Origin of the sequence: Thalassobacillus cyri, assembly GCF_900107755.1 — a bacterium.
In the GTDB taxonomy this organism is placed as follows: domain Bacteria; phylum Bacillota; class Bacilli; order Bacillales; family Halobacillaceae; genus Thalassobacillus; species Thalassobacillus cyri.
Genome location: NZ_FNQR01000008.1, coordinates 63,862 through 89,537, shown reverse-complemented (window position 1 = coordinate 89,537; position 25,676 = coordinate 63,862). Strand labels below are relative to the sequence as shown.

Annotated in this window: 25 protein-coding genes; 1 reads left to right on the top strand and 24 read right to left on the bottom strand. The window is 39.0% G+C overall.

The genetic code is table 11. The features are described from left to right. Nucleotides 1-222 precede the first annotated feature (222 nt). From BLV00_RS11120 to nikB, 10 genes are all read right to left on the bottom strand, one after another. Entirely contained in the window at nt 223-942 is a 720-nt protein-coding gene (locus BLV00_RS11120) for a metallophosphoesterase family protein (protein WP_093045062.1), read from the bottom strand. An 84-nt stretch (nt 943-1,026) separates the two neighbouring features. Further along, complete coding sequence (locus BLV00_RS11115; RefSeq protein WP_093045061.1) at nt 1,027-1,224, bottom strand: hypothetical protein; 198 nt, start codon at nt 1,222-1,224, stop codon at nt 1,027-1,029. Continuing rightward, nucleotides 1,199-1,735, bottom strand: a complete 537-nt coding sequence (locus tag BLV00_RS11110; RefSeq protein ID WP_093045060.1) for a chromate transporter — start codon at nt 1,733-1,735, stop codon at nt 1,199-1,201. The genes BLV00_RS11115 and BLV00_RS11110 overlap by 26 nt, the downstream gene beginning before the upstream one ends. Beyond that, entirely contained in the window at nt 1,732-2,304 is a 573-nt protein-coding gene (locus tag BLV00_RS11105; protein ID WP_093045059.1) for a chromate transporter, read from the bottom strand. Before BLV00_RS11105 ends, BLV00_RS11110 begins: the two co-directional genes overlap by 4 nt. A 35-nt stretch (nt 2,305-2,339) precedes the next feature. Continuing rightward, complete coding sequence (locus tag BLV00_RS11100; RefSeq protein WP_093045058.1) at nt 2,340-3,953, bottom strand: gamma-glutamyltransferase family protein; 1,614 nt, start codon at nt 3,951-3,953, stop codon at nt 2,340-2,342. A 131-nt stretch (nt 3,954-4,084) separates the two neighbouring features. Further along, nucleotides 4,085-5,059 carry an ABC transporter ATP-binding protein gene (locus BLV00_RS11095; protein WP_093045057.1) on the bottom strand — a complete coding sequence of 325 codons (975 nt, stop codon included), beginning with the start codon at nt 5,057-5,059 and terminating at the stop codon, nt 4,085-4,087. Next, complete coding sequence (locus BLV00_RS11090; RefSeq protein ID WP_093045056.1) at nt 5,031-6,032, bottom strand: ABC transporter ATP-binding protein; 1,002 nt, start codon at nt 6,030-6,032, stop codon at nt 5,031-5,033. Before BLV00_RS11090 ends, BLV00_RS11095 begins: the two co-directional genes overlap by 29 nt. Before the next feature lie 8 nt (nt 6,033-6,040). Then, the gene (locus BLV00_RS11085; protein ID WP_093045055.1) at nt 6,041-7,594 is read right to left on the bottom strand and encodes a glutathione ABC transporter substrate-binding protein; all 1,554 of its coding nucleotides are present in this window, start codon (nt 7,592-7,594) and stop codon (nt 6,041-6,043) included. A 10-nt stretch (nt 7,595-7,604) separates the two neighbouring features. After that, the gene (locus BLV00_RS11080; protein ID WP_093045144.1) at nt 7,605-8,444 is read right to left on the bottom strand and encodes an ABC transporter permease; all 840 of its coding nucleotides are present in this window, start codon (nt 8,442-8,444) and stop codon (nt 7,605-7,607) included. Nucleotides 8,445-8,532: 88 nt separating this feature from the next. After that, nucleotides 8,533-9,474, bottom strand: coding sequence for a nickel ABC transporter permease (gene nikB, locus BLV00_RS11075; RefSeq protein WP_093045054.1), 942 nt, complete (start codon nt 9,472-9,474; stop codon nt 8,533-8,535). A 314-nt stretch (nt 9,475-9,788) separates the two neighbouring features. Between nikB and BLV00_RS11070 the strand changes: the two genes are divergently transcribed. Beyond that, nucleotides 9,789-10,253, top strand: coding sequence for an Lrp/AsnC family transcriptional regulator (locus BLV00_RS11070; protein ID WP_093045053.1), 465 nt, complete (start codon nt 9,789-9,791; stop codon nt 10,251-10,253). A 359-nt stretch (nt 10,254-10,612) separates the two neighbouring features. Here the strand turns inward: BLV00_RS11070 and BLV00_RS11065 are convergent, their stop codons facing one another. From BLV00_RS11065 to BLV00_RS11005, 14 genes are all read right to left on the bottom strand, one after another. Then, entirely contained in the window at nt 10,613-11,167 is a 555-nt protein-coding gene (locus tag BLV00_RS11065) for a 3-dehydroquinate synthase II domain-containing protein (protein WP_093045052.1), read from the bottom strand. A 148-nt stretch (nt 11,168-11,315) separates the two neighbouring features. Then, nucleotides 11,316-11,945, bottom strand: coding sequence for a cell wall hydrolase (locus tag BLV00_RS11060; protein WP_093045051.1), 630 nt, complete (start codon nt 11,943-11,945; stop codon nt 11,316-11,318). Between the two features lie 220 nt (nt 11,946-12,165). Then, nucleotides 12,166-13,269: a DegT/DnrJ/EryC1/StrS family aminotransferase gene (locus BLV00_RS11055; protein WP_093045143.1), complete on the bottom strand. Its 1,104-nt coding sequence runs from the start codon at nt 13,267-13,269 to the stop codon at nt 12,166-12,168. Nucleotides 13,270-13,301: 32 nt separating this feature from the next. Then, nucleotides 13,302-13,442 carry an inositol monophosphatase family protein gene (locus tag BLV00_RS21695; protein WP_143030716.1) on the bottom strand — a complete coding sequence of 47 codons (141 nt, stop codon included), beginning with the start codon at nt 13,440-13,442 and terminating at the stop codon, nt 13,302-13,304. Between the two features lie 51 nt (nt 13,443-13,493). Next, the gene (locus BLV00_RS11050; RefSeq protein ID WP_093045050.1) at nt 13,494-14,099 is read right to left on the bottom strand and encodes a sugar transferase; all 606 of its coding nucleotides are present in this window, start codon (nt 14,097-14,099) and stop codon (nt 13,494-13,496) included. After that, nucleotides 14,071-14,952 (bottom strand): sulfotransferase family protein, encoded by an 882-nt coding sequence (locus tag BLV00_RS11045; protein ID WP_093045049.1) that lies wholly within the window; start codon nt 14,950-14,952, stop codon nt 14,071-14,073. Before BLV00_RS11045 ends, BLV00_RS11050 begins: the two co-directional genes overlap by 29 nt. Further along, a complete protein-coding gene (locus BLV00_RS11040) occupies nt 14,949-16,208 on the bottom strand; it encodes a glycosyltransferase family 4 protein (protein WP_093045048.1) in 1,260 nt (419 codons plus the stop codon). Before BLV00_RS11040 ends, BLV00_RS11045 begins: the two co-directional genes overlap by 4 nt. Nucleotides 16,209-16,262: 54 nt before the next feature. Continuing rightward, the gene (locus BLV00_RS11035; RefSeq protein WP_093045047.1) at nt 16,263-17,423 is read right to left on the bottom strand and encodes a hypothetical protein; all 1,161 of its coding nucleotides are present in this window, start codon (nt 17,421-17,423) and stop codon (nt 16,263-16,265) included. 107 nt (nt 17,424-17,530) lie between these two features. Then, entirely contained in the window at nt 17,531-18,454 is a 924-nt protein-coding gene (locus BLV00_RS11030) for a sulfotransferase family protein (protein ID WP_176791466.1), read from the bottom strand. A gap of 13 nt (nt 18,455-18,467) precedes the next feature. After that, on the bottom strand, nt 18,468-19,940 hold the full coding sequence (locus tag BLV00_RS11025) for an oligosaccharide flippase family protein (RefSeq protein ID WP_093045045.1): 1,473 nt from the start codon (nt 19,938-19,940) through the stop codon (nt 18,468-18,470). Nucleotides 19,941-19,969: 29 nt separating this feature from the next. Further along, a complete protein-coding gene (gene wecB / locus BLV00_RS11020; RefSeq protein ID WP_093045044.1) occupies nt 19,970-21,100 on the bottom strand; it encodes a non-hydrolyzing UDP-N-acetylglucosamine 2-epimerase in 1,131 nt (376 codons plus the stop codon). 2 nt (nt 21,101-21,102) lie between these two features. Continuing rightward, nucleotides 21,103-22,212 carry a capsular polysaccharide biosynthesis protein CapF gene (locus BLV00_RS11015; protein ID WP_093045043.1) on the bottom strand — a complete coding sequence of 370 codons (1,110 nt, stop codon included), beginning with the start codon at nt 22,210-22,212 and terminating at the stop codon, nt 21,103-21,105. Next, the gene (locus BLV00_RS11010) at nt 22,187-23,230 is read right to left on the bottom strand and encodes a polysaccharide biosynthesis protein (protein ID WP_093045042.1); all 1,044 of its coding nucleotides are present in this window, start codon (nt 23,228-23,230) and stop codon (nt 22,187-22,189) included. Before BLV00_RS11010 ends, BLV00_RS11015 begins: the two co-directional genes overlap by 26 nt. Before the next feature lie 54 nt (nt 23,231-23,284). Next, a complete protein-coding gene (locus BLV00_RS11005; protein WP_093045041.1) occupies nt 23,285-25,141 on the bottom strand; it encodes a polysaccharide biosynthesis protein in 1,857 nt (618 codons plus the stop codon). Between the last annotated feature and the right edge of the window lie 535 nt (nt 25,142-25,676).

The window sequence follows — 25,676 nt, the reverse complement described above, 5'->3', positions numbered from 1 at the left end:
GGATAGGTGAATACTCCCCAATTATGAGCGTCTTTCTCTTTACATTGTGAAGAAAAAAACAAAACCAGGAAAGTAAGGTATTGGTACCTTTCCTGGTTTTGTTTTTATAAAATGCTACTAATTAGAATGACTTTTGCGTTAAGGAACGGCGAGTATCTTCGGATCATGTTTTAAAATAGTGAGAAAACATATTTACGACCTATCCCATATTAGGGACAGGCCTTAAACAGATGCGTTCATTAATAAGTTCGTCAGTACATCTTTTTGAGGGTAATCAGAAGCTTCTATATCTTCTACTAAACCAGCTAAATCATAATTCGTCCTTACAATAGAGGCTTGCACTCCATTCTCCCCGATATCGATCAACACATAAGATGGCTGGGCTAACCCATCGAAAGGAAGACCAACGCTCCCTGTATTGATCACCATTTTTCCATTGATATAGCGGAGATACGGCTTATGAATATGTCCATAAATATAGACATCAGCCAGTTGATTTGCCATCAAACGATCTGTCATTTCTTCCTCTGCGGCATTCGGTAACACCACTTCAAACAGGTCGGCTGGTGTCGCGTGAAATCCGTGGATGTTTATTCCTTTATGCTCTTCCTTTATTTCTTTTGGCAGCTCGTTCAGATAGTTGACTGACTCGCTCGACATATTAGCATGTGCCCAGTCTCTCTCCTGATTCATACCTGAGATCACTTTGTCAGGGACTTCGCCTTCCTGAACTCCCCTGACAATCCATTCATCTGCGTTCCCTTTGATAACTTGGGCATCAAGCCCCCGCACTAATTCAACCGAACGCTCAGGCTCAAGCCCTCGATAAGCGATATCACCAAGCACAAACAACTGGTCGACATTTCTATTTTCGATATCTTCTAACACAGCATCCAGGGCACGGGCGTTTCCATGAATATCAGATAGGAATGCTAGTCTCATAACGTTCTCCTTTCTCTCAAAACCTTCTTATATATAGCTTATCAAGAATACCTGAAGGATGTCAGGTTATTTGTTATGAGATCATCACTTTTCAACAGTCAACTCATTGTTTTGTTCACCTAAGTGATGGCTAGGCTTATCTTTCAAGTCAAGGATGCGATGGACAACTTCTAAATCTTCGATCGCTACTTCTGCCTTGTTTTCTTCTAATACATAATGTCGTCTGTTGTTATGGATTGGAAATGCGGTAGCGATATCAAATATTTCCCAAGAAGACTGCACCGTAAACCAGTGATCCTAAAATAACAAACGCCGGATGTATTTTCATTTTTTCCAGCAAAATCAAACTAGCCACAATTAAAAAGCCTGTCTGTATCAACCCGCTGGCTTCATAGGAAGTACTGAAAAATTGAAAAGCCATAATCCCGAGCAGCACAGCAATTGCGGGACGAATCAAGTTAGTCATCGTTTTAACCCGTGGGGAGTTCTTAAATTTAGCCAAAAGACTCAACAATAAAATCATCAAAATCAATGAGGGAGCAACAGTTGCGAAGACACCTGTGACAGCTCCCAAAACGCCTGCTTGCTGGTAACCGATAAAGCCGGCCATTTTTGTTGCGATCGGTCCAGGCAAAGCATTCGCCATGGCCAGCATTTCACTGAATTCTGATACGTTCATCCATCCAAAACGATCGACGACTTCATTTTCAACCAATGGGATAGAGGCAGGACCGCCCCCGTACCCTACAATACCAGGGATGAAAAAGGCGACAAATATATTCCACAGCATCATGAGGATTGCTCCTGTCTATGTAAGGTGACATCTTTCTTTTTCTTTGGGCGCAGCAGTGCATACAAAAGCAAAGCAAAAATAATGAGTCCAGGATGGATGCCCGCCCATTCAATCAATGCCAGGGAACTGACCCCTAAAATTATTGTGGCCGTCCATCCCATGTTCACCTTTGCTTTTTTAAAAAAGTCATACGTAAGCTTTGCCAGCATCACGCCCACGACAGGTATCACTGCATTGGTCATCCCATTCACCCACGGTTGATTTCGAAAGCTGTTGAGCGAAGTAATCAAAACAATCATGATGACTATTGTTGGCAGGATGGTGGCCATGACAGCATTCAGCATGCCAAGAATGCCGGAGACCCGGTATCCGATATAGCCGGCCATTTTTGTTGCAATGGGCCCCGGAAGCGAGTTACCGAGTGCAAGTACATCCCCAAAATCATCATCTGTCAACCACTTATACTTTTCCACCACTTCTTTGTGGACGAGAGGAATGGAAGATGGTCCGCCCCCATAACCAAGCATTCCGACACGGAAAAATGCTATAAAGAGATTCCATTGCTGCATTCTTACATCTCCTTTCTCCTACATCTCTTTATAACTTAATAGGCGGCAATTGCTCCATCTGTTCGGGACTCCGTTCCTCCAAACAATGTTCCTGTTTGAGGATCACGCCAAATAACTTGACCCCTTCCGAATGCCCCCGTCTCTAATTGAATTTCAATGTTATGTCCTTTTCTTGCCAAAGCTTCAGCCACATGGCTAGGGAAATTCGGCTCTACCCAGACGGTACGTTCTTTCATCCATTGCCACCTCGGAGAATCTAACGCAGCCTGTGGGTTCAAGTGAAAATCAACCGTATTCATGGCTACTTGAACATGGCCTTGCGGCTGCATAAATCCACCCATAACTCCAAATGGTCCCACTGGTTCCTTTCCTTTTGTCAGGAAGCCAGGGATGATCGTATGGTAGGATTTTTTGTTTCCTTGTAACGAGTTGGCATGCTCAGGGTCCATTGAAAAATTATGGCCCCGGTTTTGCAAAGCAATTCCTGTTCCTGGTACAACCAACCCGGAACCGAAACCCATGTAGTTGCTTTGAATAAATGACACCATATTCCCTTCATTATCAGCAGCCGCCAGATAGACGGTGCCCCCTTTGGGTGGGGTTCCAGACTCTGGTAAACGTGCTGTATCTCCTATTAACCCTCTTCTTTCCTCGGCATAGCTTTCGTTAAGTAAATCCTCACTGCTTACATGCATAAACGATTCGTCTGCAATATATTTTTCTCCGTCAGCAAAGGCCAGTTTCATCGCTTCGATTTGTTTATGGTACGTATTTACCGATTCTTTTTCGCGAATATCGAAGCCTTTCAGAATGTTAAGAGCAGATAAAGCTACGATGCCCTGTCCGTTCGGAGGAATTTCCCAAACCTGATAACCTCTATAATCGACAGAAATCGGCTCGACCCATTTCGGCTCGTAGGCTGCAAGATCTTCTTTGGTTATGTACCCGCCATACTGCTTAGAGAATTGGTCCATCTGCTCGGCCAACTCTCCTTTATAGAAGGCCTCCCCTTTTGTTTCTGCAATCTTTCTCAGTGTAGTCGCATGCCCCTTTGACTTCCACACCTCCCCGATTTGAGGTGCCTGGCCGTTCGGTGCGAATGTATCAAACCAATGGGAGAACTCTTCCCCTTCAAGCGTTTCTTTGAATTTCTCAGCTGCCATAGCCCAGAACTTACCGAGTACTGGTGAGACAGGGTAGCCTTCTTCAGCGTATTGGATAGCAGGGGCTAGAACTTCTTCAAATGGAAGCTTGCCAAATCGGTTGGATAACTCTACCCACGCTCCAGGTGCTCCTGGTACAGTGACGGGAACGAACCCGTATTTAGGGATTTCATCATAACCACGGCTTTTTAGTTTATCAATAGAAATCGATGCTGGAGCATGACCGCTCCCGTTCAAACCATATAGTTTATCTTTCACCCATACGAGTGCGAAAGCATCACTTCCAATGCCATTCGAAGTCGGTTCTACCACAGTTAAGGTAGCCGCAGCAGCAATCGCCGCATCTATCGCATTTCCTCCTTTTTGTAACATGGTAAGTCCCGCCTGAGCGGCTAGAGGTTGAGAGGTAGCAACCATGCCGTTTTTTGCGATCGTCGTATGCCTCGGCGTTTCGTATGGGTTATAGAGATTGTCTAAGTGCTTCATTGACGTGCTCCTTTCGTATCAATTTCCGTTTGTTTACGTTCAGCTGGTTCTGTAGCTGCCCCGCATACACACGTTAAAAATTCCGTTGGTTACCTTTAGCTTGCAGCTAAAGGCGCTTGTGCCCTTGCTGATTAAACTTCATGACAGGCTACAAAATGCCCTTTCTCCACCTCTCGCCATACAGGTTTTTCCTGTCGACAGCGTTCATGAGCAAGCGGGCATCGCGTATGAAAAGGACAACCGCTCGGGTAATTGGAGGCGTTAGGCAGCTCTCCTTTCAAACGAATGCGTTCCTTTTTACGTCCTACTACAGGTCTGGGAATGGCAGACAGGAGAGCTTGTGTATAAGGATGAAGCGGATTCGAAAACAATTGGCCGGCTGGTGCAAGTTCAGCGGTTGCACCTAAGTACATGACTAAGACTCGGTCTGATATGTGTTTTACAACGCCAAGGTCATGGGAAATGAATAAATAAGTAAGCTGATGAGATTGCTGCAGTTCTTTCAAAAGCTGAATGATTTGTGCCTGGACAGAAACATCCAGTGCTGAAACGGCCTCATCACATACAATTAAAGAAGGATTCAAAGAAACAGCTCGAGCGATTCCGATCCGCTGTCGTTGACCTCCGCTGAATTCGTGCGGATAGCGTTCGGCGTGCTCCTCCTTTAATCCGACTTCCACGAGAAGTTCTTTCACTCGCTGTTTCCGTTCCGTCTTTCTTAAGTTCGTATGAATAATAAAGGCTTCCTCTAGTGCATCGCCAATCCGCCGCCTCGGATTCAAAGAGGCGTAAGGATCCTGGAAGATCATTTGCATTTCTTTTTTATATTTTTTCAACTGGCGATCTGATAGACCGCCTATCTCTTCTCCACGGAATTTGATGGAGCCATCCGTCAGACTTTCCAGACCAAGTATGGTGCGTCCAAATGTAGACTTTCCACAGCCGGACTCTCCAACGATACCTAATGTTTCGCCTTCCATGACATCCACCGATACATTTTCGACTGCCTGAACGTTGGCAACAGTCCGTTTCAGAAAACCGCTTTTAATAGGAAAATACTTTTTTACTTGATCGACTTCAAGAATAGGCTTTGTGTGTAGACTCATGTGACGGCACCTCCTCATGTAGCCAGCATTTCGATTGCTGTTGATCCGTGATACGAAAATGAGGAGGGTCTTCCTTCCTGCATTTATCCATGGCATAGGGACACCTTGGATGGAAACGACAGCCGGCAATTTTCTCATTCAAATTCGGTAGTGTCCCAGGAATCGCTTCAAGACTATGGTCTTCCTCATCAACATTGGGGACCGAAGCGAGCAGCCCTTTGGTGTAAGGATGGCTAGGGTTTTCAAAAACTTCTTTTACGGTACCTGTTTCCACGACATTTCCCGCATACATGACCATCACACGGTCAGCGACTTCGGCAACAACGCCCATATCGTGCGTAACCATGAGTACGCCCATCCCCATTTTTTCCTTTAAGTCATCGATTAAATCCAATATTTGCGCTTGGATGGTGACATCTAATGCTGTCGTTGGCTCATCAGCAATTAATAATGAAGGGTTACAAGCCAGGCTAATCGCAATCATAACCCGCTGTCTCATCCCACCACTTAGTTCGTGGGGATATTTTTTCAATGTTTTTTCCGGGTTTGATAATCCGACTTGATTCAGCAGTTCAACCGCGCGCTTTCTTTTCTCATTTTTTCCTAGATTCGTATGAAGATTTAAAGGCTCCATAATTTGATAACCTACCGTAAAAACAGGGTTCAAAGCTGTCATCGGCTCTTGAAATATCATGGAAATATCATTGCCTCGATGCCTTCTCATTTCTTCTTCTTTTTTTTTCGTGAGTTCTTGCCCTTGAAACGTAATGGACCCCTCCGATATTTCGCCGTTATCCGGAAGCAGTCCCATGATAGACAAGGTGGTGATACTCTTTCCACAACCTGATTCACCGACGATACACAATGTTTCTCCCTTATCCACGGAAAAAGACACTCCCCGCACAGCCTGGATTTTCTCCTTGGCTGTACGGAAGGATGTCACTAAGTTGTTGACGTTCAATAGTGTTTCCATAAATCACCCTACTCTCTGCTTACATTGTAAAGAGACCATTGGCCAGTGGGGTCAAGTTCCAGCCCTTTGACTGATTGATCAAATGCTGCGGTAACAACACCGTGATGCATAGGGACCCACACAGCATCGTTAACGGCCATGATATTCGCTTCATTCAGTTTCTGTTTACGAACTTCCTGATCGACGGTCACACGAGATTCATTCACCAGTTTATCGAACTCAGGGTTGTCGTACCCCATCCGGTTAGAAGAACCAATATTGTCCGAGTGTAAATTCGGATATAGCAGTTCACTACCGTCGGCTGTACTGTTTGACCAGCCAAGGAAAGTCATTTCGAAATTACCTTCTGCCGTTGTATCCAGGAAGGTACCCCATTCCATTGTCTCAATTTTTACGTTAAATCCAGCTTCTGTAAGGTTAGCCTGGACGATTTCTGCCATCTTCATATAACTTTCACGATTCGCTGCCAGTAATGTGATCTCCTGCCCCTCAAAGCCATGCTCCTCAATCAATTGCTTGGCTTTTTCAGGATCGTAGGAATAACCTTCTTCAGAGGCTGATTCATCATATCCAAACACTTTTGGTCCAATAATGCTGTTGTTCTTAACACCGAGTCCCTTTAATTGCTCCACGTAAGCTTCCCGGTCTATCGCATAAGATACAGCTTTACGGAAATTGATGTCATTGAATGGTTCTTTGTTCATATTAAAGCCTAAGTAGTAGACTGGAGTTCCTTCTTTTTGTTGAATCTCTACATTTTTAATAGATTCCAAACGTGGGAGCTGTTCCGTAGGGATCGCATCAATAAACTGAACTTCCCCTGTTTGAAGCATAGATACAGCCGTTGAATATTCTGGCACCACTTTCATCGTGACATTTTCTAAGTCAGGAGCCCCATTCCAGTAATCCTCGTTTTTCTTAAGAGAAACGTGGTCCCCTTGCACCCACTCTTCAAAAACGAAAGGACCTGTTCCTACTGGGTTTTTGTTCAATTCACCGGATTTATCGGCTTCAGGACTTACAATAGAAGCATTCGTATGTGACAAGGCAGCTAGCAATGGACCATAAGGCTCTGTGGTTTTAATAACGACCGTGTATTCATCTTGTACTTCTATGGATTCAATTGGTTCTAGCAACGAAGCACGAGGAGCAGCTCGTTCTTCGTCCATAAACTGCTCAAACGTGTATTTCACCGCTTCAGCGTTAAAAGGAGTGCCATCGTGAAACTTCACATCTTCTTTTAATTTAATCACCCAAGTACGGTCATCAGGGTTTTCGTATGATTCTGCTAAATGAGGTTTGATTTCCATCGTCTTTGAATCACGGACAAAAAGAGTTTCATAGACTTGTTCAATCACCGCAGAAGAAACAGAATCATTGGTATCGATCGGGGATAGCCCGACCACATCAGAGGTGGTAGCATAAGTCAGTTCCTGCGGAGCATTTGAATCATTTGCCCCACTATTAGATGCGCCGCCAGATTCACTACTACATCCTGCTAAAGCAACCAAAACAAATACGAATAACGAAACACCGAGTAAACGAAATTTTTTCAATGTCATTCCTCCTAATTTAATAATCTAAATCCATGTTTGGATCAAGCGCGTCTCTTAAGCCATCTCCGACCACGTTAAAGGCAAATACGACCAGCATAATAGCAATACCGGGTACGATCGTGAGGTGAGGGGAAGTGAACATGTAATCTTGTCCAGCTGCAATCATAGCGCCCCATTCCGCTGTTGGTGGCTGTGCGCCTAAACCTAAGAAACTCAAGGCAGCTGTTGATAGGATAGCCGTAGCCATACGCATCGTAGCAAAAACAATGATTGGCGCGGTGCAGTTCGGGAGGATATGTTTAACGAGAATCCTTAAATTTCCTGCACCGAGTGACTTCATCGCCATTATGTACTCTTGTTTTTTGATCGATAGCACGCTTCCCCGGACGATTCTTGCACACGTTGGAATCGACCAGATACTGATGGCAATAACAACATTGACCAAGCTTGTCCCTAACATTGCAATGATTAGCATAGCAAGTAAAATCCCAGGAAAAGCAAAAAGTAAATCAACAAATCTCATAATGATTCCATCTAACTTTTTAAAATAACCAGAAATTAATCCAAGCGTAATGCCGCCAATAAGTCCTAAACCTACGGAGCCAATCCCGACCAGCAGGGAAATCCGTGCTCCGAACACGAGTCGCGACCAGACATCCCGGCCGTAATTATCGGTTCCTAACCAGTGACCTTCTGCTCCTATGCCGAGCTCCGCGTTTGTTAAGTCTTGCTTTATCGGATCATAGGCTGCAAACCAAGGTGCGAATAAAGCAAGAATGATTTGAACAAAAATAATGATTAAGCCAAATAAAGCCAACTTATTTTTGATCAAACGCTTCATCGTTTTGACGACCATCTTTTCTTTTTTCCTTTGGTTATTTTGTGCATCGACTTGTTGACGCGCTAAAGTACTTGAACCTGCCAATATACTCCCTCCCTTCTATCTAGTCGTAACTGATCCTTGGGTCTATAAAAGCGTAAATAATATCAACTAATAAATTGACCACAACAAACAGCGTGGCTACCAATAAGACGGTCCCTTGTACAACTGGGAAATCCCTGGCAGCAATCGCATCAATCATCAGTCGTCCTACACCGTTAATAGCGAAGACTTGCTCTGTAATGATCGTGCCTCCCAGAAGAAAACCAAAGTTTAATCCGATGACCGTAATTACAGGAATCATCGCGTTTCTTAACGCATGGATCCAAACCACTGCATTCCTCTTGACTCCTTTTGCTTTAGCTGTCCTGATATAGTCAGCGCGGATGACTTCCAGCATCGCCGACCGGCTCATTCTCGCAATCATTGCAGCCGATGCTGTTCCAAGCGTGATTGCTGGGAGTATTAATTGTTTCATCCCTTCAATGGACCAAAACGGAGCGTTAAGCCCTCCGACAGGCAGCCATTGAAGCTGAACAGAAAAAACAAGAATCAGCATTGCACCTAGCCAGAAGTTCGGAATCGAAATGCCTGCAAGTGCAATCGTTGTACTGGAAACATCGAACCAGGAATTCTGTTTGATCGCTGATATGATCCCAGCAGGAACTCCGATTAATATAGCTACTACCATGCTTGCTATAGCCAGATTTAACGTCTGGGGAAAACGAGTTGCAATGGCTTCAGATACAGACTGGTTATTTTGGAACGAATAACCAAGATCTCCTTGGACTACCCCTCGTATGTAATCAAAGTATTGGAGCAGTACCGGGTCATTCAATCCTAATTCAGCCCTTATCGCCGCTAAGTCGGATTCTGTTGCCGTTGGTCCTCCTATAATCGTAGCTGGGTCACCTGGAGCAAAGTGCATACTCATAAACACGAGAAAAGAAATTCCAAATAAAAGCAAAACCAACTGTAAAAACCTGTTAGCAATTAAACCAACCATTTCATCCCTCCTTATAAAAGAAAACACTTCATAATGTTTTCTCTAAATTTAAAGTCGAAAACACAACTATCTTACGTGAATAAATTTCGAAAGTTAACTAGAATCAATGATTTAATTAACAAAAGATATTGTGTTGAAAACAATTATATTGTACAATTCAGAAAATTGAAACCCTTAATTGACAAAAAGTTTAAATTTTTTCTTTTTTTCGGCAATCATGCTGTCGGCGTTTGATAAACGTCATGTAATAGTGATAGAATTTTGAAAAGCATCAGCTTATAACAAAAGCAGGCAGAAGGTCGGGTGGCTTAATTATGAAAGATCCTTTAACGAAGATTGATGATTTAGATAAAAAAATATTGGAGTTATTGATCGAGGATGGAAGGTTATCCTATACGGATATTGGAAAGCAGCTAGATCTTTCGAGGGTAGCCGTACGTGCAAGAGTCAATCAGTTGATTGAATGCGGGGTAATTGAAAAATTTACGGCAGTCGTCAACAGTGAAAAAGTCGGAAAACAAGTTTCCGCATTTTTTGAAGTCGATTGTGAACCAAGATCCCTTGTAGAAGTAGCAGAAAACCTTGCAAATAACCCATATGTCGCAAGCTGTTATCAAATGACAGGACCAAGTACGCTACATATGCATGTCCTTGTCAAAGACTTTAAAGAGTTGGAGTCATTTATCAATAAAGAATTATATGCTCTCGAGGGGATTACGAGGGTAGAAAGTCATACCTTGTTACGAAGATTTAAGAGTAGAAGTGGTTTAAAATTATAAAAAAGATAACCATACTCAACGGATCCGTTTGATTGCGTCCCTGGACTGTCTATCAATTAACCCGGGTATGGTTTATCATCTATTTTTTTTGACTCATTTGTGGAATAATTTTTGATAAAATCCATTTATAAAATATACAAACGTAAACATTGATAGTTACGTCAACGTTTACGTTGTAACAAAAGTTAAAGGCTTTCCTTAAAATGAGTAGTTATAATTCTGTTTTGGCAACTGATCATATACGTAAGATAAAACCATCGGCAATAGCAGCAGACGTTGTGTAATCTGGCCACTCGAACTATTAATCAACAGCTTATCAAAAATACCTAAAGGATGTCAGGTTATTGGTTGTGAGATCATCACTTTTCAACAATCACCTCATCGACTTGTTCTCCTAAATGACGGCCCGGCTTATCTTTCAAGCAGAGGATGCGATGGCCAATTTCTAAATCTTCCATCGATATTTCTCCCTTGTTTTCTTCTAATACATGAACACTCGTGGTTTTCTGTAAGGTAACAGACACGGTCCCTTCCTCGCTTTGGCATTCCACTCTTACAAATGGACGCTTTTCTATTTTTACACGGCCAAGCGATAGTTCTCTTTCTTCCTGTTCTCCTTCCACGTTGATTTTCTCTCCAGGATTCAACTCATGTAAGTAATGGGTCTTATTTTCTTGATATAAATATTGGTGAAAAGACCCACAGTTAATACGAAAAGGTCTGGGAGGATAATTTTCTGACTCTCGATTTTCGGAAAGCACTTTTACATAACCATACCCTGTATTGCCGACATACACGCCATCTTGTGGCTGTAATATATCGATAAAGTCAAGGCATACCCTCATCCCTTCGCCAACTTCCTCAATTTTCATAACTTCCAAAAACTCTTTTTCTATCCTAGCTTCATGTACCATATCATCGGCTCCCATCAAGGTTCTTTATTCTTCTTACTTGATTATAGGAGTTTTGCGAGTGTTTCCTCAAGATGCAAAAAATTAACTGAGGAACAGGCTCAGGTTCGTCCAAGTGAAGAAAAAACTTCTATAAAAAACCAGCAATAAACTATTCAGCATACTCCGCAAACAGATGCTTTCCAATTTTCAGTTTAGGAGAGGTATTATTAAAGATCCACGGAGACGTAGCTGTTTTAGGGTTATAAAAATAAGTAGAACCTTGGCTGGGATCCCACCCTTTCCATGCATCCTTAACAGCATGGTACGCAATATAATTAGGGGTTAATTTAAATTGTCCATTTTCTACAGGGGTAAAAGCGTTGTCTTGGTAGATTATTCCTTCTATGGTTGAAGGAAATTCCGAAGAGTAAAATCGATTTTTAATTACAGCAGCCACGGCTACTTTCCCTTTATAAGGTTCACCTCGGGCCTCTCCATGCACAACTCTTGCCATCTTCTCAATTTCAATAAGCTGGTAGGATGTTCTAGGACCAACAACTCCTTCAATTGGAAGGTTAAAATCCTGTTGAAGGTTCTTAACTCCTTGTTCTGTCAAATTTCCATAGTACCCTGTAGGCTCTGTGTCAAGATATCCTAAAAGGATTAATTTTTCTTGCAATAAAGTGACGGAACGACCTTGGTCTCCAGGCTGTAATATATCTTTATTGGCAAATAGTTCTCTAGGCATTATTAATATCATGACAGCAACTAAGCACAGAATACCTATCTTTTTTAACATGGTCCGCCTCCTTTTTCAAATCAAATATCCATCCATTTCTACCTGCAAACTTACACATGAAAAAAACACGGATAAAGCACTACATATTTCACCAAATAGTCCTGCATTCAGTAAAGAAGATTTCTTAAGATTTCCAACACGTAGAATTAAAAATTTCATTAGATACAAAAGAGGCCATCCCATAGGTCCGTAATAGACTTATAGGACAGCCCCTTTCTCCTTACAGTAATTTTTTTATAGTATGAATAACTTTATTTTGTTGCTCTTCCGTCATATTTGAACCTGAAGGCAGACAAAGACCATAATTGAATAAGCCATCTGAATAACTGTATCCTTCTTTGTGAGAATAATATTTACTGCCTTCAAAAAGCGGTTGCAGGTGTAATGGTTTCCAAACCGGACGGGCTTCGATATTTTCTTCTCCCAAAGCATGAATGATATCCATATTCGTGATACCGGCTTCCTCTGGATCAATCGTCAATGCAGTCAACCAGCGATTCGATTCTGTACCTTCCATTTCTGGCATAAAATCAAAGCCTGGCTGGTCTTTAAGGGCTTCGAAATAATTTTGAAAAACCTCCCGGCGTCTTTCTACCCGCTCATCCAGCACCTCTAATTGTGCTCTTCCGATACCTGCTACAATATTGCTCATTCGATAATTGTACCCCAGCTCACTATGTTGATAATGTATCGCTTGATCCCGTGCCTGGGTGGCCAAAAATCTTGATTTGTTCAGGGCTTCTATATCGTTCGAAACTAAAGCCCCACCACCGGAAGTGGTAATAATTTTGTTTCCATTAAAAGAGTAGATACCAAACTTACCGAAAGATCCACTTTTTTTCCCTTTATATTCACTGCCAAGGGATTCAGCTGCATCTTCAATAATGGGAACTTCATATCGATCGCAAATCTCTTTCAATTCATCGATTTTTGCGCTCTGCCCATATAAATTTACAATTATAACTGTTTTGGGCAGCTCACCTTCAGCTTCAGCATCTTGAAAGGCTCTTTCTAAAGCCTGGGGTGACATGTTCCATGTGTCAGGTTCAGAATCTATGAATACCGGCTCTGCTCCTTGATACAAGATTGGGTTAGCACTTGCAATAAAAGTTAAACTTGAACAAATTACTTTATCCCCATCAGACACACCCAACAACCTTAAAGCGATGTGGATTGCAGCTGTTCCAGATGTAAGCACAGATGCACCTGCCATATTATTATAGGCAGCTAAATCTTTTTCAAATTGGTCTACATTGTTTCCTAGCGGGGCCACCCAGTTCAAGTCAAATGCCTCTTGTATGTATTTTTGTTCATTTCCACTCATATGAGGAGAAGATAGAAAAATACGTTTCAATATTAATCAGCCCTCCTAGCTAAAAACCATGGATTTTTTAAAACCTCTTTGTTGTAAACAAGCGGCTTTTGCTCTTCTGCTATGTTCACTGTACCGCCTGCAAGCTCTACAATCGCCTGACCTGCACCTGTATCCCATTCCATTGTCGGAGCGTAACGTATGGTTGATTTGTCATTTTAACACTCCTAAATTTACTAAAATATAGTTTTGAAAATATAATAAATATCCTTTAAAAAAGAATAATTATAGATATAGTTTTTATTCATCTCCGTTTTATGAGGGTAGATGACTTCTCTGTTATACTTTTCAGGGTCTTCCTGAGCAGCTAATATTTCTTCTTCGTTTCGATAGTATAAAGTGGCAGGCCCCGTGATGCCTGGCCTGATTGAAAGCACGATACGATCTTCCCCTTTCAATCTATCGGCATAACCTTCCACATCGGGCCTCGGACCAACGAAACTCATGTCACCTATAAATACATTGAAAAGCTGCGGCAGTTCATCGATTTTTAATTTCCTGAATATCTTACCGCTTTTGGTAATGCGAACATCATCTGATGTGGTAACCATCGAGTTTTGGTTCGGCACTTTCTTCATTGTTTTAATTTTAATTACTCGAAATGTTTTTCCCATCATGCCAATTCGTTTCTGAACAAAAAATCCGCTGCTATTTGTTTCAACTGCTGCAATGATGTAGGCAATCAGAATAAGCCAGCCAAACAGAAACAAACCAATAAAAGATAATAACAGATCGAATGAGCGTTTGATATCTCTATGCTTTTGCGACATATTCTTTCCCATAACCATGATTCTCCAGTGTTGGGTTTGTTATAGAATGGATACTTTCTAACAGATCACTTTCGTTAAGCTTTTGTACACCTTTACCGACACTTTTGTTATTTATGTCAGCAGTAATTGACTCCAGCGTATCATTGTTATATTCAATTCCTAAAAAGTCACAGATTTTTGCGATTTCTGCTGCTGGCCTGGCTGTCAGCTCTTCATAATAAACAGTGTAAACCTGCTCATCCGGGATATTGCTGAATGATTTTACAGCTTTATCCACACATGCTTTCCATTGAAGCGCACAAACCTCTTCTAAAGAGTATCTTTCCTGAGCTTGTTCCATACGATTGAACTTCGGCCCCCAATAAGCCAGCCGTTTTTCCCGGGATGCTAATTTATATACCCGGTTCCAAAGATAGCGGAAGCCGTAAATAGGAATATCGGATTTAGGAACGAATTGAAGCTTTTTGGAAATATAAGATGGGTCAAGCGACGCGGTCCATCGCTTTTTAGCTGATTCCACTACATCTCTTCCATCCCGTATGATGTGGATATATTTTGCTTTAGGAAAAACTTCATAAACAAAATCGACCCTTAGGGAATTTGCGCAAGTTTTTTCTACAAGATGGGTAGTAGGGGCTGCGTTTGCCATTTTGTCGAATTCTTTCCTGATATACCGTTTGACCCGTTCTGTAGCAAGCCCGGCATCAAATTCATCATTTGGATAGGTCACATTATGGTGTCTCCATATATAGTTGATTTCATCACACGGCCAAGTGTTTACTCCATTTATCTGAGTTAGTGTATCCCTTAGCATATTAGTACCAGACCGTCCTGCTCCTATAATGATTACTGGTGTGTAGGTCATTTGCGCCCCTCCTTATTTTTGGTATGTAATGTTTCGAATAAGTTTATAATTTCAGAAGTTGTTTCTTCACGGGATATATTATTTTCAACATAGTCAAGCCCGTTTTGCCCCATCTTTTCAGTCAGACTTCTGTCATGATAGATAGTTAATATAGCATCTTTTAATGCGTTGCTATCCTCCGGAGGAACAGCAATTCCTGCCTCATTGTCTCTTATTATATTGGTAAGCTCACTCTCTATATCAAAGGAACTTACGACTGGTCTTGCAGCAGACATGATGCTCCAGGTCTTGCTCGGAAATCCGTTTTCCGAAGTTCCTGCTTGTCCAATCACAATACTGATATCTCCGATACTGTAAGCTAATGATGCTTTGTCGAGCGGTACCAATGGATACATTTTTACGTTTTCGGAATTCAGCTGCTCCCTGTGACGCTGGATAGCTTTTTTTCTAGATCCTTCACCAAATATTAAAAACCCGATATCATAATTCTCTAATTTTTTTGCTGCTTCAATAAATGTTTCTAAGTTATGGGGATACCCTATATTTCCGCAATAAGTGACATAGAACTTGTCCTTATCTAACCCCAGCTCTTGAAACAATTCATTATTTTCCCGCTTTACGTAATTGACTTGGCTTGTATCAATCCAATTATAAATCGTGGATATTTTCTCAGGATTCAACTTATCTTCTTGCAAATGATAATTTTTGAATTTGTTTGATATAGAAATGGTATGTGTACTGGTTTTTACAGAAAAGGTTTCAAATGTTTTTATAACTTTCTTCATGAAAGTCTTAAGAAGCCAATTTCCTATTTTGCTGTCCTTTTTTATAGATTTAGAGATGATATCCTGTTCCCAATAAACGACTGGGACCTTCTTGGTTTTACCTAAAATAGAACCAAGCGGACCAATGAAAGGTGGCATTGAAATCGTCATGATCAAGTCCGGATTTTTAGAAGCCAGGCCTTTCCTGTACATCCCTAGAAAAACAAACAACGCTTTTATCATCCGTCTCGGGAAACTCTTTTCTTCAATTGGAACATCTATTCTTCTGATAACTAATGATCCGTCCTGAGCGACTTCGTTTTTCTTAGCTTTATATTCTCTTTTAACTTTCTCGTCTACTTTAACCGGAAAGGGAGTGATCATCTCTACTTGATGCCCCGCAGCAATCAGATCATCGACTAAATCTTTGGCAAGCCTTGTTCCTCCTGCAACTTCCGGGAAGTAGTTGGGCCTTAACATTAGTATTTTCATTTCGAACTCCTCAATAATTTTAGTTTGACTATATTTTTTTATTTCATTAAATAACTAAGGCTCAGAGTTTACATGTTCAAGATTGTAATACTTTGTAATTCCATAAATCACCCAATACTTTGGATCAATAAATGCAACAGCATTAAAGAGAGTACTAGCTAATAAACCTACAAATACTAATTTAAACCAAAATAATTGATTAAAAGATTCCTTCTTATGAATAGATATTTCTTTCAAAAAAAAGTAATATAAAAAAATTGTAAAAACCGCTCCATAAGCCATAGTATATGCAAGGGGAGAAAAATGAGAAAAGTGCCTGGATAAACCTTCATATATTTCTACGCTTGTTCCAAACCCACTGCCGATGAACCATGAAATACCGTTTTGGTTGAGATGCTCAATAATTTCAATTATTTCTCTACTTCTTCCGCCTGTGGCAACTAACATGGCATTATAATCAGTAATATCAAATTGCCATATTAACTTAAACCTATCTAAATATCGAGTTGAGTTATATAAATAAAGAAATCCTCCACTTACTAACAAAACAAAGCCTGCCACATACGGTAAATATTTTTTATTAGATCTAATCAATGTCGCTAAATAATAAATTAAACCAACTAATGTTATAAGCAATGCCACTCTTTTTCCGGATACAGCTACAAAAGCTAATCCAATAACGGCTTTATAATAATTTTTTTTATATAAAAAATATAATACAGCGGTGTATAACCCTATAGGATTAATAGCGCTATATTTGATTACCCCGATATTAACCAAGCCCTGGAAAAATATGATAGTGCCAATACTGTAATAGTAAATAAAGTTCATACCTCTTTTAATAAATCTTACTATCTCTTCTTCCATTAAGTTTTTTGAAATATTAAAACCTAATGAAATAGCTAAAATCGGCATAATTAAGCTAAAAAAATGGGAAGCAAAGTCTCCGTTTAAGTTATATTCAAATAATCCTAATACGATAGGAATTATAGAAAAAACTAAAAAAAGATAGGACTCCTTAAATAGGGTCAATCTATCAGTTTTTAACGTATAGAGAACTGCAATAAAAAATAAAATAAAATAAGATAAATTAACTAGACTTCTAATACCACTTTCTCTGTTATAGAAGTAATAAAATTGTGTAGTAAGATCAACTACAAAATGTGCAAAAATTAAAAATAACACTAACTTACTGAATGAAAATGAGTACTTCATAGTTAATCCTTTCTAATTGACCCATGGGATATTGATAATAATATAAATAACTTTTGGATTATGAAGGTTAATAAAAACAAGCCATTTAGTGCTTGTCACTATCTATTTTATTCAATCCAATGAGCGGTATCTCTATTAATAAGGTCTCCCAGTAGTAATACATCTCTTTTGTAATAATCTTTTAAGTAGGCTCTCTCTTTCTCATGCATCTTTTCTTTTTTAAGGAATTTTGTCAGTAATTGATGATACATTGTATAGGATATATTCCTTATAAATTTAGGTACCTTCGGATGTTTCATTATCTTTTTTAACAGATTTTGTTTTATTAAATAATTTATGATTGGGTTACTGGATCTGCCCGAACGATTATAAACTTGCCCGGCATCCTGAAATTCATAATCAGCATTCACACCGAGGAATTCACAAATATCTTTCAATACTTCCTGTGTATTATTATTTATATCTTCATATAAAACAATTTTAACGTTCTCTTTCCCTAATACCTCTAAGTATTTTTTAACTTGCTTATAATACAAACCTACCTCCTTATAATGCCAAAGGAATGGATAATTCAGTTCTATCCGTTCTTCTTCCTTTTGTAAAGCATCATAAAAACTCAAATTTTCATAACCTGACCTTACATTATGCATATAAGACGAGTAAGCTCGGTCAATAGGGTTTCGTAAACATATTATGACTTTTGCGTCCGGATATATTTCCTTAATATCTAAGGCTATCTGGGGAAAATATAAGTACTGGATAGAAGCTTCTCCAATAACCTTTTCGTTCGCTGCTTCTTTAAATAAATCCATATAATCTTCTTTGGTTTTAATAAAAGTTGAATCATAATATTCCCCATTTGGCCCATTATGGGGAAATTGTTCATGTTTATATGATAGATATCTAGGCTCTTTCGGGTCGGAAAAGAAGATTTCCGGATGTTTTTTTAAATAGTTGTAGATAGAAGTTGTTGCTGACTTGGCAGCACCTACCATAAATAAATTAGGGACTTTTGCTTCATCACTTGGCATTATAAAACTTCCTTTAGCATATTTTTTTAATATATTTAGTAAGCATTTGCTTGTCTTCATCAGAAACTTTTAATAAAGCCACACTGAATATATAGATAATAATGAAGAACAGAAATATTGTAATGTGCATGAAAATTGAGTCACTATTAAAGAATTCTTTTAGCCCCATGGTGATAATCAGGCTACCTGCTGCTGATAGAAATAGTTTTAAATAATAAATATTATAGGGCTGGATTTTTGTATGCCTGTACAGTAACACCATCTTTAATATATTAGAAAGACTAACTGCAGTCATTGTTGCTATAGCGGCACCATTTATCCCGTATTTAGGGATGAGAATCATATTTAATATAATATTAATTATGATTACCAGCAGACTGGAATATAAATTATAAGACGGTCGACCAGTCATCGTGTTCATATTAGCTACAGAACCAACGCTGGTATCAATAAAGTAACCAATTGTCAATAATATCAATACGACTGTTCCCTGTTTAAAGTTATCGCCCAGAACAGTAGTAATTTCTTCGTTAAAAATAATGATTTCACATAGGTACACCAATGTAAAAAAAGTGATCCATCTTGTAGTCGACCGGTAGGTATTTTTTAAACGCTCATATTCCTTACTTACATATAACTTTGAGAAGATAGGAGTAAAAATGGTATTAATTGTAGATAAAATAATTAAGCTCACTTTAGAAATTTGTACGATAATATTATAAATCCCCACCTTATCTCCTTCTAAATAATAACCAATCATTAATATGTCAATCCGTGAAATAGTTAATACGATTAACCCTGAAAGTACTAATGGCAGAGAAAATATTATAAATTTCTTGTACAAATTCAAGTATTTAAAGAAATGAATGGACGTAATATTTTTAAATAAATAAAAGATACCAATTATAGCTACAGTCAGGCTTACATATTTACCAATTACTAATGCAATGGAATCTACTCCCATAAAATAGAGAAATAATATCACTAATATTTCAAGAGAAGGGATAAGAAAATATTTAATTTGGGTAAAGTTATTTATTTTATCAAAAGCTCTTAGAATACTTAATGAAATATGGGTAAAAGTTAATAAAAAGATGATTGGTATTTGAATAATAAATAAATTGTCCAACCTCGGGTTGTTCAGCAAGTTAACCGCAATAAATTCTGCATTTATATAAAGTAAAAAACTAATCAAGAATGTAAATATAAATGAAAACAACAAGCTAAAAACGACAATATTGTTTTTTTCATATTCTTCTTTAAATACATCAGCTTTCGTTACATAAGCTATAATGCTTTGATCAAATCCTAATTTAGTAAAACTGACGATAAACATTACCCAAGTAAAGACTAATATGAAATCACCATAAGCTGTGACTCCAAATAGCTTAGCACCTAAAATGTTCACTAACATTACAATGGCGCTTTCAAAGATGATACCGATAAAAACAAGAAGAGACTTTCGTCCTAAATTATTTAAATTCATATTACTACCTCAACTATCAACTACTTCCATTACTTTTTTCCATATACAACCCGATTCACATAATCTTTGTATGACAGAATCAAGCGTAATACTTTATCGGAAACATTGGAAAAACTGTAATCCCGTACGATATGAAATGTTTCTGTATTCTGACATTCTAAAACTTCTAAAGCTTGAAGTACTCTTTCTTTTTTTAAGCCTGTCATCATGACAGACGCTTCCTCCATTGCTTCTGGTCTTTCATGTGCCTGGCGTAAATTTAAGGCTTTAAAGCCCAGAATAGACGACTCTTCACTTATGGTTCCACTATCACTTAAAACAGCTTTAGCATTCATTTGTAACTTAATATAGTCATTGAATCCTAATGGCTTCATTACTTTAATCAATGAATTAAATTCAATTTTTTGTTCTTCAATCATTTTATTTGTACGTGGATGAGTACTTATGATAACAGGTAAATTATAATGTTCAGCAATGCCATTTAAGGTATCTACTAAATCTAAAAAGTTGACTTTAGAATTAATGTTTTCCTCACGATGTGCGGATACCAGGAAATATTCTTCTTTATTAAGCGCTAGCTTGTCTAATACATTGGAAGATTTTATATCTTCTTTTCTTGAGTGAAGTACTTCAAACATAGGACTGCCTGTTTTAATCACTCGATCTTCAGGAAAACCTTCCTTAAGCAAATATTCTCTAGCAATATCACTATAAGTCAAATTAATATCAGAAATATGATCAACTATTTTTCTATTCGTCTCTTCTGGTACCCGCTGGTCAAAGCATCTGTTACCAGCTTCCATATGAAAAATGGGAATCTGACGTTTTTTAGCAGCAATGGCACATAAACAGCTATTCGTATCGCCTAACACTAAAAAAGCATCCGGTTGTACCTCATCTAAAATAGGGTCTATTTTAGAGAGGATATTACCGATCGTATCCATTACTGAACCACCATTTGCTGAGTTTAAAAAGTAATTTGGCTTTTTTATATTAAAGTTTTCAAAGAAAACTTCATTTAATTCATAATCATAATTTTGTCCAGTGTGAACAAGTGTGTGTTCAATGGCATCTGAAGATTCTAATTTGTTGATAACTGCTGATAACCGGATAATTTCCGGCCTTGTTCCAACAACAGTTAGTACTTTAAGCATTTCCATTTCTAAACCTCCAAGTAGTACGTATCTGGGTTGTCTGGGTCAAACTTTTCATTTGCCCACATGACTGTTACAAGGTCCGTTTCCCCAACATTCACAATTGAATGGGTGTAGCCGACCGGTATATCGACCACTTCCATTTTGGATCCACTCACAAAATATTCTATAATCTCATCTGTGTCTATTTTTCGAAAACGAATCAGACCTTCTCCACTTACAACCAGGAATTTTTCATTCTTAGTGTGATGCCAATGATTTCCTTTGGTAATTCCGGGCTTGGAGACATTGACCGAAACCTGTCCTCTTTCCGGCGTTTTCAAAATTTCTGTAAAGGAACCTCTCTCATCAACATTCATTTTCAAATCATAAGAAAACTGGTCGGTCGGCAAGTAACTTAAATAAGTGCTGTATAATTTTTTCGTCAAGGAATCGCCCATATCAGGGATGTTTAAATTACTTCTACTTTTCTTGAAACTTATAATCGTATCAGCTAACTCTTGCAAAGTAATGCGATGAACTGGTTTGACAGTGCAATATTTCCCTTCATATGTCGGATGTCCCTGCAAAGCATTGTTAAACTCATCCAATACATCGTCTATATAACAAAGTGCCAGCTCAGCCTCCGGGTTGTTTACCTGAATGTCCTGATCCCTGGCTATGTTATGGCAGAACGTAGCCACCACACTATTGTAATTTGGACGGGACCATTTCCCGAACAGGTTTGGCAGACGATAAACATAAGCATCTGCTTCTACTTTTTCGTAAAAGTCAGCAACAGCTTCTTCTGCTAATTTTTTACTGGCTCCGTATGGATTATCTTTTTCCGCTTGAATAGAAGAGGAAAGCACTATTGGTGTATTTTTTTTCTCGTTCTTTTTTATTAAACTGATCAATTCTTCCGTAAGACCCTTATTTCCTTGGTAGAATTCCTCTTCCTTCTTCGGACGATTCACTCCTGCCAGGTGAAATATGAAATCAGCCTTACCGACAAAGGCTTCCAATTCTTCTAATGTATTATCTCTGGTAAATGGCAAGACTTCATGGTCCTGTTGCTTTAGTTCAGCCACCAGGTTCTTACCTAAGAAACCATTAGCCCCTGTAACTAAGATATTCATGACTATTCCAACTTTCTAATTCATTTTGAATATATTTGAGTTCTAATAACTTTTGTTTAATCTGTTCAATATTGAGACGCTCTGTATTGTGAGAATTATACTCTTCTTCTGTGGATAACCGCTCGTCCCCAATAGCAAAATATTTATCATAATTAAGATCTCTTTGATCAGCTGGAACGCGGTAAAATCCACCCATATCTTCAGCAACCATGTGCTCTTCTCTGGTTAACAGTGTTTCATAAAGCTTTTCACCATGCCTGGTTCCGATGATTTTGATTTCATTATCTGCATCAAAAAGCTCTTTCAACGCCTGCGCCAAATCACCAATGGTAGAAGCAGGTGCTTTCTGAACCATGATGTCTCCAGGCTTGGCATTTTGAAAGGCAAAAGCCACTAAATCGACAGCTTCTTCTAAACTCATTAAGAAACGTGTCATATCAGGATTAGTGATTGTTATTGGTTCTCCGTTCTTGATTTGATTGATGAATAGTGGAATGACTGAGCCTCTGGATGCCATAACATTTCCATATCTAGTTCCGGTAATCGAAGTTTCATCTTCGGTGACTTTCTTTGCTTTGGCTACAAATACTTTTTCCATCATCGCTTTTGAAATACCCATTGCGTTGATTGGATAGGCAGCCTTATCAGTGGACAGGCAAATGACTTTTTCCACCTTTTGCTCAATGGCAGCAGATAAAACATTTTCCGTTCCTAAGACATTTGTTTTCACTGCTTCTATTGGGAAAAATTCGCATGAAGGGACTTGCTTCAAAGCTGCCGCATGAAATACATAATCGACTCCATGCATGGCGTTCCTCACACTGTTTATATCCCTCACATCTCCGATATAGAAGTTAAGTTTGTCATTTTTGAATTGTTTCCGCATGTCATCCTGCTTTTTTTCATCTCTAGAAAAAATGCGTATTTCCTTAATATCCGTCTGCAAAAATTTATTCATTACTGCATGACCGAATGATCCTGTTCCACCGGTAATTAATAACGTTTTTCCATTAAACATTCCAGTCACTCCATCTCATTTGTTTTAATCTTTAATTGAAACTTTGGCGATATTTCAGCCATCCACTTTCGCAAACGAATACGAGGCGATATCTTTATCATTGGCCAACGAAAGCACATAATCTTTTAAATATTGCTGATCGAATATGAAATGTTCTTTAATAAGTACATCTACTTTGTCAAAATCTACTTCTACTGAATTTCCAACAAAAATCTTAGGGAATACAGGCTTTTGATTGTACTCGTTGTCGTTCAATAGTTCCTCGTACATTTTTTCTCCTGGCCGTATCCCTGTATATTCAATACCTATTTCTTCTATGTTGTATCCTGACAGCTGAATCAAATTTCTGGCTAAATCAACGATTTTGACTGGTTCTCCCATATCAAGTACAAATATTTCCCCGCCTTCTGCTAGTGCTCCTGCTTGTAACACAAGCCGAGATGCTTCCGGTATGGTCATAAAGTATCTTGTCATGTCAGGATGGGTAACCGTTACTGGTCCACCATTGGCGATCTGCTTTTTAAAGAGTGGGATAACACTCCCCCGACTTCCCAGTACATTCCCAAACCGTACCGCTACAAATTTCGTCGTGCTGGATTGAGCCAGCTGCTGGATCACCATTTCTGCAATACGCTTTGTCGATCCCATTACATTCGGCGGATTTACTGCTTTATCGGAGGAAATGAGAACAAAATTACCAACGCCGGCTAAATCTGCCGCTTCTGCTACGTTCTTAGTTCCAATTACGTTATTCTTTACTGCTTCCATTGGGTTTGCTTCCATTAGAGGCACATGTTTATGTGCGGCTGCATGATAAATATAGGCTGGTACATACTCCCCAACCAGCTGAATAATCCGATCTCTATCCTGAATATCCGCGATAAGCGGAATAAGTTCCGTGTCCAGTCCTAATTGCTTTAGTTCCATATGGATGGTATAAATGCTGTTTTCTCCGTGTCCTAATAAAAGCAATTTTTCCGGTTTAAATTTGACCAGCTGGCGGCAGATTTCTGATCCGATTGAACCACCTGCACCAGTTACCATGACCGTCTGTCCTTGTATCTCATTAGAAATAGAATCGATATCCAACTCTACCGGGTCCCGTCCAAGCAGATCTTCGATGGAAACATCACGAATTTGACTAACCGATATATTGCCAAGAGCAATATCCTCAATCATGGGGAGCGTTTGAACATTCGGCACTATTTTTTGTGCTTCCGTGATAATTTCCTTTACTCTTTCCCGTTCTACAGAAGGCATGGCAATAACAATGTGATTGATCGATTTATCCTCTACCACCTGTGCCAAATCGTTTGTATTCCCAAGTACAGGGACATTATTGACTGATAATTGATGAAGCGTAAAATTATCATCAATAAACCCAATTAAATTGATATCCTGCTGTTCATTTCCTTTCATTTGTCGAGCAAGCATCTGCCCAGCAGAACCCGCCCCGACAATTAACGTCCGCTTTTTATCCTGATCTTCATTAGCCTGATTAACTTTTCGCCCCAACGCAAAGTGGAAGCCATATGTATTGTAATAACGCCATGCTAATCGAACGCCCCCAATCAATATGATATGAAGCATCCAGGTTACAATTAATGCCCGTTCATATACCACACCAAAAAACAGCAATTGTTCAAAAGTAGTTACTGCAATTGACCCTGTCACTGCAACTAATATACCGATCAGTTCCTCGATACTGGCGTAACGCCATACTTTTTTGTATAAATCTAAAAGATATGAAAACAAATGATGAGTTAATAGCAGCGTGACTGATGACACGAACATCAAACGGTCGAAATCATGCATATAGGGATTCAGAAAATAATGGGACATGAATATAGAAAAAGTAACGATGATCGAGTCTATCAGAATTAAAGCTGCTAAGCGTTTACTGTATGTCAATAATTACACCTTCCTTCCGCCTTCTTGATTGATAAATTTTCTTTACAGCTAAGTGGTGGCAGACCGGGAGCACATGTATGCTGGATCCAATTTATTTCAATTTGAAATTATTTTCCGCAATAAAAAATAGGCTGAGTCATGTGAAAGCACCCAAACTGGCAGGTAATCGACTTAGCGATACAAATTAAATTCCAATTGTTGGGTCTATTGGAAAGAAACACATTTTATTAATGAATATGTTAACACAGACCTTCCGTTTAATAATAATGGTTTAAAGATGCGGGCAATTCTACCTAATACCCAAGAATCCGAATTCAAACAACTATACTCCTACTGTTTTTAAAATTTTTCCAATAGATAGAACTCTATTAGTCTCATTGTTAAATATGACTAAATTCACCTATCCCCCTTAATAAAGGTAATATCATACATCTTAAGAATTATATGGTTAGTAAAATATGATGATTTTGGCAAAATGACAAAAAAAATACATCGAATCGACAAAGATTGTCGATTCGATGTATAGACTTTAGTA